6 protein-coding genes and 1 tRNA gene are annotated in these 10320 nt (G+C 35.4%); 6 read left to right on the top strand and 1 reads right to left on the bottom strand.

Translation table 11 applies throughout. The features are described from left to right. Positions 1 to 2: 2 nt before the first annotated feature. Positions 3 to 3158 carry an efflux RND transporter permease subunit gene (locus tag LDB17_RS01650; protein ID WP_393924852.1) on the top strand — a complete coding sequence of 1052 codons (3156 nt, stop codon included), beginning with the start codon at positions 3 to 5 and terminating at the stop codon, positions 3156 to 3158. Positions 3159 to 3160: 2 nt separating this feature from the next. Beyond that, positions 3161 to 4567: an efflux transporter outer membrane subunit gene (locus LDB17_RS01645; protein WP_252636728.1), complete on the top strand. Its 1407-nt coding sequence runs from the start codon at positions 3161 to 3163 to the stop codon at positions 4565 to 4567. 851 nt (positions 4568 to 5418) lie between these two features. Here the strand turns inward: LDB17_RS01645 and LDB17_RS01640 are convergent. Beyond that, positions 5419 to 5502, bottom strand: a tRNA-Leu gene (locus LDB17_RS01640). A 387-nt stretch (positions 5503 to 5889) separates the two neighbouring features. On the opposite strand from LDB17_RS01640, the gene LDB17_RS01635 reads away from it, so the two are divergent. The 4 genes from LDB17_RS01635 to LDB17_RS01620 form a co-directional block, all read left to right on the top strand. Continuing rightward, positions 5890 to 6966 (top strand): ComEC/Rec2 family competence protein, encoded by a 1077-nt coding sequence (locus LDB17_RS01635; RefSeq protein ID WP_252636727.1) that lies wholly within the window; start codon positions 5890 to 5892, stop codon positions 6964 to 6966. After that, entirely contained in the window at positions 6944 to 8239 is a 1296-nt protein-coding gene (locus LDB17_RS01630; protein ID WP_252636726.1) for an ABC-three component system protein, read from the top strand. The genes LDB17_RS01635 and LDB17_RS01630 overlap by 23 nt, the downstream gene beginning before the upstream one ends. Next, positions 8217 to 8774 carry an ABC-three component system middle component 1 gene (locus LDB17_RS01625; protein WP_252636725.1) on the top strand — a complete coding sequence of 186 codons (558 nt, stop codon included), beginning with the start codon at positions 8217 to 8219 and terminating at the stop codon, positions 8772 to 8774. The genes LDB17_RS01630 and LDB17_RS01625 overlap by 23 nt, the downstream gene beginning before the upstream one ends. Continuing rightward, positions 8755 to 10320, top strand: a 1566-nt coding sequence (locus LDB17_RS01620; protein WP_393924851.1) for an AAA family ATPase, incomplete at its 3' end; no start/stop codon positions are given. The genes LDB17_RS01625 and LDB17_RS01620, both read left to right, overlap by 20 nt.

Genomic DNA, 10320 nt, shown 5'->3' with positions numbered 1-10320 from the left:
TTATAGAAAGACCTGTGCTTTCTACTGTTATTTCTGTCATCATTGTAGTATTAGGTATTATTGGGTTGGCAACGTTGCCAATAGAACAATATCCGGATATTGCACCTCCGACAGTACAGGTTCAGGCTACCTATCCGGGTGCAAATGCGGATGTGGTATTGAATAGTGTGGTTATTCCCCTCGAAGAACAGATAAACGGTGTGGAAGGGATGACATATATGACATCGTCAGCCAGTAATGGTACGGCTACCATTAAGATACTCTTTAAGCAAGGTGTTAATCCGGACATTGCATCTGTAAACGTACAAAATCTAGCTGCACGTGCTACACCGTTGCTTCCGCAAGAGGTGACTCAGCTAGGGGTAATTGTATCAAAACAGCAGAATAGTACACTATTAGGTTTGACTTTGAGCACAAATAACCCTGATTATGATGGTCAATTCCTTCAGAATTATGCTAACATTAACATCTTACCTCAGATAAAGCGTGTATATGGTGTTGGTAATGCCAGTGTGTTTGGCGCAAGGGACTACTCGATGCGTGTTTGGTTAAAGCCTGACGTAATGGCTGCATATAAGATTTCTATACAAGAGGTTTCAGCAGCATTAGTAGATCAAAATATAGAAGCAGCACCGGGTGAATTGGGGCAAAATAGTGATCAGTCGTTCCAATATACGATGAGATATACAGGAAAACTGAAAACCGAAGAAGAATTTGGTAATATCATATTACGCTCTCAAGACGGACAAATTTTGAGATTGAAGGATATCGCTAAAGTTGAGCTGGGTTCGTTGAGTTATAGCGTTGTTTCAGAAACAGACAAGAATCAGTCTGTATTTATAATGATCAACCAGACTGCAGGATCAAATGCCCAGGAGGTTATTAAGAATGTTAAGGCTGTATTGAATGATGCAGAAAAAACATTGCCTTCGGGAGTTAAGATTAATTATATAATGGACTCCAGTGAGTTTTTGGATGCGTCTATAGAGAAAGTAATCCATACGTTGATTGAAGCCTTTATATTGGTGTTTATAGTCGTGTTTGTATTCTTGCAGGATATAAGATCTACTCTTATTCCCGCTATAGCTGTTCCTGTTGCCATTATCGGTACGTTCTTCTTCTTGCAGGTGTTTGGGTTCTCTATAAATCTATTAACACTGTTTGCTCTCGTGTTGGCTATCGGTATTGTGGTGGATGATGCTATTGTCGTCGTCGAGGCGGTACATGCGCAGCTCGATGCCGGAGAAAAAGATCCGAAAGTAGCTACGATGACCGCTTTGAAAGAAATTGCACCTGCCATTATATCTATTACACTTGTAATGTCGGCGGTGTTTATTCCGGTCAGCTTTATTGGAGGAACTTCAGGTGTATTCTTCAAGCAGTTCGGGCTAACTCTTTCTATTGCAATTCTTATCTCGGCGGTCAATGCATTGACTTTGAGTCCGGCTTTGTGTGCTCTCTTTTTGAAGCCACATGATGAGGAGCATAAGAGCAAAAGTTTCATCCAACGCTTCTATTATTACTTTAATATGACTTTCAACAGTGCGACTCAAAAGTACAAGAAGAGTCTTCACTTCCTTGGAAGAAAAGGACATCGTTGGATTACAGTAGCTATAATCATCGTATCGTCAGTTGTTTTATTCGGATTGATGAAGCTGTTACCTACAGGTTTTGTGCCTAATGAAGATAGTGGTGGTGTACTTGCCTTTGTAACATTACCTCCGGGATCTTCTTTGGAGAGAACAGATTCTGTTGTTGGCGAGGTTGTTAAAATAGCTCATGATATAGAAGGTGTTAAGAGTGTTACAAACATTACAGGGGTTAACTTTATGGCTGGTATGAACAGTTCTTACGGTACCCTAGTAGTGAAAATGGAACCTTGGAATGACCGTAAATTGTCAACAAACGAAGTATCTGCAATCCTCAAAGAAAAGACAAGCAAGATAAAGGGTGCGACCTTCTTCTTTGTGGCCACTCCAACCCTTCAAGGTTTTGGGTTGGGAGCAGGGGTTGAGATGCAATTGCAAGACCGTACGGGAGGTGATATCAACAAATTTAATGATGTTGCTCAAAATATCCTTCAAAAACTGCGGGCTAGGAATGATGTTGTCCTTATGGCCATGACCAACTTTAACCCTGCTTTCCCTCAGAAAGAGATATCTGCCGATTTGCCAAAGATAAAAGCAGCCGGTCTTACTCTTAGTGAAGTAATGGGATCATTGCAGGCTTATGTAGGTAGTTCATATGCTTCAACGTTCAACTTGTATGGAAAACAATTTAGGGTGGTACTGCAAGCATCTCCTGAATATAGAAGAAAATGGGATGATCTGAGTGGTTTGTTTGTGAAGACAAAATCCGGAGAGATGGCTCCAATTACAGAATTTCTTCATGTAGAAGATATTGTAGCTCCTCCAACATTGAGCCGATTCAATATGTATTCATCTATCGACTTGACCGTTATACCTAACCTAATTGATGGAAAGAGTACCGGTGACGTATTACGTCTATTGGAAGAATGGTCTCAAGATAAATCTATTTTCCCTGATGGGTATACTTTCGAATATTCAGGTATGACTCGAGAGGAGGCTGGTAGTGGAAGCCAAACAATATTAATATTTGGCATTTGTTTGATATTCGTTTATTTATTGCTGTCTGCCTTGTACGAAAGTTATATTATACCATTGGCCGTGTTATTCTCTTTGCCGGTGGGTCTTGCCGGAGTATTTATATTCTTGATGATATTCGGTCTTTCGCGAGGAATTGTAAATAACATATACGTCCAAATATCGATGATTATGTTAATCGGGTTGCTGGCAAAGAATGCTATCCTTATTGTGGAATATGCATTACAGCGACGTCAGCAAGGTATGAGTATTGTGGAAGCTGCCGTAAACGGAGCTGTAGCACGTCTTCGCCCGATCTTGATGACTTCCTTTGCTTTCATTGCAGGTATATTACCACTGATGTTTGCATCAGGAGCAGGAGCTATCGGTAACAGATCGATCGGTATTAGTGCTGTAGGGGGTATGTTTATTGGGACTATGCTTGGGGTACTAGTTATTCCTTCCCTATATATTATATTCCAGACAATACAGGATAAGATAAGTAAATCGGGTATGATTAACTCTAATGATGAGTTTATTAATAAAAACCAATAACAATGAAGAGAAAATATATAAAAGGTGTAGTTCTGTTGGGAGTAATACTCTCAATGGGATTCACCTCCTGCGGAATAGTAAGTAACTATAAAGCTCCTGAAATAGACTCGCAAGATATGTTTAGGGGAGAAAATCCCACAGATACTACTACGATTGCAAATATCCCGTGGAGGGAATATTTTACAGATCCTGCCCTTCAGGCTCTTATTGATGAAGGATTGGCTAATAACTTTGATCTGAGAATAGCTTATACCAGAATCCAACAAGCTGAAGCAGGTCTGGTGGTTGCTAAATCTGCGTATTTCCCAACTATAGCTTTAGCCGGTCAGGTGACGCACACTCGGGGAAGTATTAAAAACGGAAAAGAGAGGGTCTTAGGATATGAAACCGGGACTCAGTTTGGATTGGGTTTTGCCGTACAATGGGAAGCCGATCTTTGGGGAAAACTTAGTAGTAAGTCGAGAGCTCAGTATGCTAATTTGGTTAGTACACATGCTTATCGTAACTTGATACAGACATCATTGGTTGCCAATATCGCAACTACTTATTATTCCCTATTGGCTTTGGATGAGCAACTGAAGATTACAAAGGAAACCATAGGTTTGCTTAAAGAATCTACGGCTACTATGACGGACATGATGCAGGCTGGATTGCTCAACCGTGCAGGTGTTAAACAGAGTGAAGCGTTGTTGTATAATACGCAAGTTAGCGTGCCTACACTTGAGAGCCAAATAAGAAAATTGGAGAATTCTCTTTCTGTTCTTGTTGGTCGCAAGCCAGGTCCGGTATATAGAACTGCTATCAAAGATCAACCTGTTCCTTCTCATTTGCAATATGGCATACCAGCTCAAATGTTGGCGAAGCGTCCTGATGTAATTCAAGCTGAAATGGGATTCAGATATGCATTTGAAATGAGGAATGTTGCTCAGCGATCTTTGTATCCTTCATTAACATTGGGTACGTCAACAATAGGTTATGCTTCTAATACATTGTCTCAGTTTTTTCAACCAGCCAATATATTAGCTAATATAGTAGGAGGCTTAACGCAACCTATTTTTGCAGGAAATCAGTTGAGAGGACAATATAAAGTGGCTAAAGCTCAACAGGAAGAAGCACTGTTAACATTTGAGCAAACAGTCTTAAAAGCAGGACAAGAAGTTTCTGATATAATGTATACTTACGAATCATCGTTACGTAAAAACGAAGATAGAGCAAAACAAGTGGAAGCTCTCTTTACTGCAGTGGATGATACTAAAGTGTTGCTTAAAGCCGGAGAGGCGAATTATACAGAGGTGCTAAACGCGGAGCAAAATCTGTTGCAAGCACAACTTGGACAGGTAAATGATAAGCTCGAACAGCTTCAGGCAACTGTTAATTTATACAGGGCGCTTGGAGGAGGTGTAGAGTAATACAATCTGATACATACCAAATATTAATAAGGATATTCGTGATGAATATCCTTATTTTTTGTACCTATATTTCCTTAATTTAACTCCAAAAAGTATTCTTGTTTAAGATTTGGCAGTCCTATTTTTTTATTGTAACTTGCCTCCTGAACAACGACATAGAGCAAAATTGAAGACAAATAAAGCTCATAATTATATAAAAAGGAATAGTTAAAAAATACAGGAGTGAAAGAATCATTCCTCTACCTTTTGTTTTATAGTCAAGGATTTTTATTGAATGAATTTATGTGAACTGACACTCTCTACAAATACTTCAAGCAATCACCTCATGGATGTAAAGTTGAATAGCAACTACTTAAAGTTTTATTTATTAATATTTTAAGGATAAAGCGATTTCGTTGTATTTACTATACTCAAATGAAATAAATGAAAAATGAGACAAGATAATAACCTACATAAGCTGCTAAACTTATTTTTAATAACCTTAATTGCTTTGATCTTACTTATTTGGTTTTGGACAAAATGAGATTTAATACGTATCGACATTAAGCCCCTCTCAGTTAACGAAGCATGGCAAGGCAAAAGATATAAGATTAAAAAATATAAACAATACGAAAATGCTTTACACTGGCTTCTTCCTAAAATAACAATACCCGAACCATCCTATAAAATATACTTCAGATTCGGATTTAGTAACTCCCTTTCCGACTGGGAAAATCTGGAAAAAACCAACTCAATATACTCCTTCCCTTTTTTACAATCTCGGTTTTACCGAATTGTCTCAACAAACATTTCTACAAATACAAAACCCATTGAAAAACTATTGTTAATCAATGGGCTTGTAGAAGCGATAGTGCGCACGGCGAGACTCGAACTCGCACATCCTTACGGAAACTACCCCCTCAAAGTAGCGTGTCTACCAATTTCACCACGTGCGCTTGCTTTAAAACAAAAAAATGCGACCTTTGTCACATTTGAGCGAAAGACGGGATTCGAACCCTTATCCGCTATATTGTTGAAAATAAACATTTTCCAAAATTAACTTAAAGACTAAGTAGCGGTTTAGTTACTTATTTCTGTCTTAGATTGTCATACAAGCGTCCTCTGCAACCTGTTTTTCTTTTCGGGTTCAAAAGTAGTCTCTTTTTTTTAATTATGCAAGCCTTTATTGCTATAATATTCTTATTCTCTATAGATTCATTGTAAATCAGGAAATAGTATATTTGTCCATTTGTAAAAATAGATTAACATTTGGATAATCCTTCTTAATAATATTTGTACTTTTGTCAAAGTTTTTTTGTTGTAAATTGTATAATTACAAGAACATGACGATAAAAATTCTTTCGGCTTATCATGGTGATTCCATTTTAGTATCTTTTGGTTACAAAAATGAATTAAAGCACATCTTAATTGATGGAGGACCAGCATGCGCCTATGAATCCATAGATAAAAGAACCAAGCAGAAGGTTTCCGGGGATTTAAAAAAAGTTATTCAGAAAATTGCTGATAACGGACAAAAAATAGATCTACTTATTGTTACCCATATCGATTGTGATCACATAGATGGAATATTAAGCTGGTTTGAGGATGAAAAATTTGATAAAGACCTAATCGTGAAGGTCTGGTTTAACTCGGGGAGCACAATCTCTGAATTTTTCAATCAACCAGTTATTCAGGAAAATTTTATAGCTATTTCTCCATATGTGACAAGACAAACAGGTATATCCCAAGGAATCCAGTTTGAAAGTTTGATAAAAGAATCCGGTTGGGATAAAAAACTGATTAAATCCGGAGATATCTTTGATTTTTATGGATTGGAATTCTATATACTATCACCTAATATAGAAAACCTTAAGAAATTACTCGTAAAATGGAATTTTAAGAGTAATACTCAGACTTCTTCTAAATCAACTGATTATGAAAGAACAATTACTGAATTAATTAAAAATGATAAATTTACATCGGATAAATCAATCCATAATGGCAGTTCTATTGCCTTTCTATTAAAGTGGAACGAAAAGAATTTCCTATTTTTGGGAGATGCTTTTGAGGAAACAGTAATAGAAAGCCTTAAAAAGTTGGGATACACAACAGAAAATAAATGTTCCGCAGAAATGGTAAAGTTATCCCACCATGGCAGTAAAGCCAATACTAGTCTCCGATTATTAAAACTTATCGATTGTAAGATTTATGTAATATCAACTAATGGAGAACAACACGGTTTGCCAGATAAAAGTTGTATGTCTAGAATTATAACAATGAATAATAATCCTGTATTACTTTTTAATTATCCAAAGCTCATAACGGAAATATTTAATGAAATAGATTATAGGGAACACAAATTTACAGCAAAGCCAGTTTCTTTAATTGAATATCAAAATGACAGACAATATATCAAATAGACTTAGATCGCTGACCGTAAAAGTGAATCAGGGAAGTGGTTGCCTCTTCCAACCATTTACTACCGATTATTCTTATATTCTGACAGCTAGGCACGTTATAAAAGATGTAGCGACAACCGCCATTACAATAGAATGGAAAACAGCTGATAGAGCAATAATTCTAGAATTGCTTGAACCTCCTTACTATGATGAAGATGATAAAATGAGGGATGGAGCGGCTATAATTAAAGTAAAGAGAATAGATATTGAAGATATATTGCCCGTTTATAAAAAGGAACTAAATTTCGATGAATCCAATTATAAACTATGTGGATATCCATTAAAACGGAGAAAAGAGAATGATTCATATCGCTCAAATGATATAAAGTTAAAAGAAGATCGATTAGATAACTTCCTTGAAGCCGAAATTCAAGGAAGACCAATCTTTAAAGAAGTAGAGGGAATGTCGGGTGGTGGAATCCTACGAGAGGCTGGATGCAATATTGAATTAATTGGTATCCAGTCAGAAATGGCAGCAAAAGATGATGATGAGATTTTAGGCCGTACAAATCTTATTCCGATGAACTTATTTCATGATCTGATAGAGAAGAAAGGTTTGTCTCCCTTGATTCCGTCCTACTTAGCGTGTTTTTCCCATTTAAAACAGTTTATATTTCCTCTCAATAATTTGGAATCTACAAATATACCTCTTAAAGACTACCTATCAAGTCGTGTGAAATCGAAATTCTGTGAATCAGTTTTTCCCCACCAGTTACTAGAAAAATATAAAGAAAATCTGTTGATCTCAGGGCATTCTTCTGCAAATCTGTTTAATAAACATTTATGGATTAGTTTTTTAGAGTTTATAGTGATTAATTTAATGAGAGAGCCGACGGAAGATATTTCTATTGAATCTATAAACGACTATTTATCTAAGAATAAATTTTTATTCGGGATCTCAGACAAATGGCAAGATCTTATTCAGGATATTTATAAGTCGAACCTAAAAGGGTTGACTAAGGGGGGGAATATTATAATTAGTACGGATATAGATAAAATGCCGACTCTCGTGAGTATTCCAAAGACAAGCGTTGCCAATATTGCAAAAGTTCAGCCTGATGATGAAAAATTACAAATTGATTCAGGAATTGATATATTTAAGGATTTCGGACTTTTTCATATTTACAAATATCAAAGAGATCTTATAGATAAACAGTTTGAATATTCAAATGATTTTTCATCAATTCCCCAATTTTTTAAAGATAAAATGAATGACACATTCTCTATTGGATAGTATAAAAGAAGTCGAAATTTTAAAAGACGAGTTTAAAGACTTCAGTATAAACGTTGTTGAAGTACAGTCCTTACATAACGCAATTGTTACTTTTACCCTTTTTCCTGATGAAAATTCGTTGAAAGACAATTGGGAAAAAATCACTAACTCTATTGCCGCTTGCATTCAGGGACAAACTGACGATGTATTCATAAAATGGAACTTATACTTACTGTTGCTTTGTAGAACAGTTGTTTCTAAAGAAATAAAATATGAAATAGAGAATGATAAATTCTGTTGTAGAAAGATCGTTATAGAAAATTTTTTCAAAGAAGATCTGTCAGATAAGACAAAAAACGAATTAATTTCCTCCAAAATAACCATGGAAGATATTGGTTTCAACTCTACAGAATCAAAATTCGCGACCAACTATATTGGAAAAACTTCATTATGGAGTATTATAAAAAATAATTTGAATATTTCTCGTAAAGGGAAAAACGACATTGAGACAATCTTAACCCAGATGATACAAACCTATGAAAATAAAAAAAGTTGAGATACAAGGATTCAGGGCATATCGAGACGCAAAAGATTCTACATATAATTTTATGTTAAGTGATGGCCAGTGTGCAGATTTTATTTCAATATATGCACCTAATGGCTTTGGGAAAACATCTTTTTACGATGCAGTGGAATGGGGTATGACAAATAACATCAGCCGCCTTCTAAAACGGGAAAAGGAAAATGCAGTTGTAGCAAAAGAAGAAAGAAAAAAGGATCTCGGACCTAATGGAGAAAAGAAAAAGCAGTTTATTCTCAGAAACCGGGATTTTGGTGAAACTAATAATGCATATGTAAGAATAGAAACAACGCTTCAAGGTGAAGATTACAGCCCTACCAGACAGATACCAGAAGTATCTAAAAGAGGAGGAACTGATTTTGGATTCAATGAAAAAGACACTTTTAAAAAAATGACTTTCTTTAGAGATGTTATTCTGTCTCAAGACTGGATTGATGCTTTCTTAAGAGAAGATACAGCTGAAGACAGATACCAGAAGTTTATGGATTATTTTGTTGATAAAGAAATCGATATATATTATAAATATCTGGTAAGTTTGATAAAAGAAAATCAAAATCAGATAGATAAAATAAAGGAAAGAATAACTGAACTATCAAAAATTCCATTTGAAGCAGCAGATAATAAAATTATTGAAACGACAAACTCTCAAATTGAAACCCTCATATCCTTAGGGGAGAACTTAAATAAGATCGATATTTATTTCAACGAACAAATAAAGAGAGATTTGGAGAAAACAATCAATAACCGCGTTATTGAAGCCAACAATCATATTGAAGAACTCACCTCTTTATCTAAGGAAATCAACGGCCATGAGTCTAAAATTGATTTGCATTTTGAACGGAAGAAACAACATGACAGTATATTTTCAGAAATAAATCTATTAAAGGAGAGTCAAAAAAGGATTAAAGAAAAAGACTCTTTGACAAATCAAATCAACAATCTAAGGAGCGACATTGAGAAGATCAACGATCAAAAGAAATATATTTATGAGATTCTAAGAATTTATCCTGTCTATCAACAGGTAAAAGAGAGAATCATTGAAGAAAATAAAAACCGAACAGAATATATTTCGAGCCTAGAAGTCAAAAATGCGGAAGCTGAAACAATAAAAAATAATATTCATAATCAGCAAAAAGAAATAAAGAAACTAAATGACAGCAATATCAATATAGAGGCTCTAATTGGAGACATCCCTAATATATATACGAAAATTCGCTCATTGAATGCTGAAATTAAAGAAAAACTAGATGAAAAGAACTTATTAGAAAAAGGTAAACTTCAGGAATATCTTTTGCTTTCAACTAAACATGAAAGTTTAAAAGAAATAATAAAACAGAATCTATCCTTTTTTGACAGCGGCTCATTTGCCGGTATTGAAGGACTATCTGAAGAAAAGCGCAAGAATATACTTCAAATAGAACTGGTTATTCGTGAAATTGAGATCTCTAGTAATCTAATAAAAGATTATGAGAAGAAAATTACAGATGAAATTCGGATCCAAAAAGATGTTAAGTCTCTGATT

Source organism: Dysgonomonas sp. Shenzhen-Wh21, from assembly GCF_043392705.1.
In the GTDB taxonomy this organism is placed as follows: Bacteria; Bacteroidota; Bacteroidia; order Bacteroidales; family Dysgonomonadaceae; genus Dysgonomonas.
The sequence above is the reverse complement of the archived record's forward strand: the minus strand, read 5'-3'. Positions and strand labels throughout refer to the sequence as shown.

What these genes read in the sequence shown, in the direction of transcription:
- LDB17_RS01645 (WP_252636728.1), top strand. Translation starts at nt 3,161, where the DNA reads ATGAAGAGAAAATATATAAAAGGTGTAGTTCTGTTGGGAGTAATACTC.
- LDB17_RS01635 (WP_252636727.1), top strand. Translation starts at nt 5,890, where the DNA reads ATGACGATAAAAATTCTTTCGGCTTATCATGGTGATTCCATTTTAGTA.
- LDB17_RS01630 (WP_252636726.1), top strand. Translation starts at nt 6,944, where the DNA reads ATGACAGACAATATATCAAATAGACTTAGATCGCTGACCGTAAAAGTG.
- LDB17_RS01625 (WP_252636725.1), top strand. Translation starts at nt 8,217, where the DNA reads ATGACACATTCTCTATTGGATAGTATAAAAGAAGTCGAAATTTTAAAA.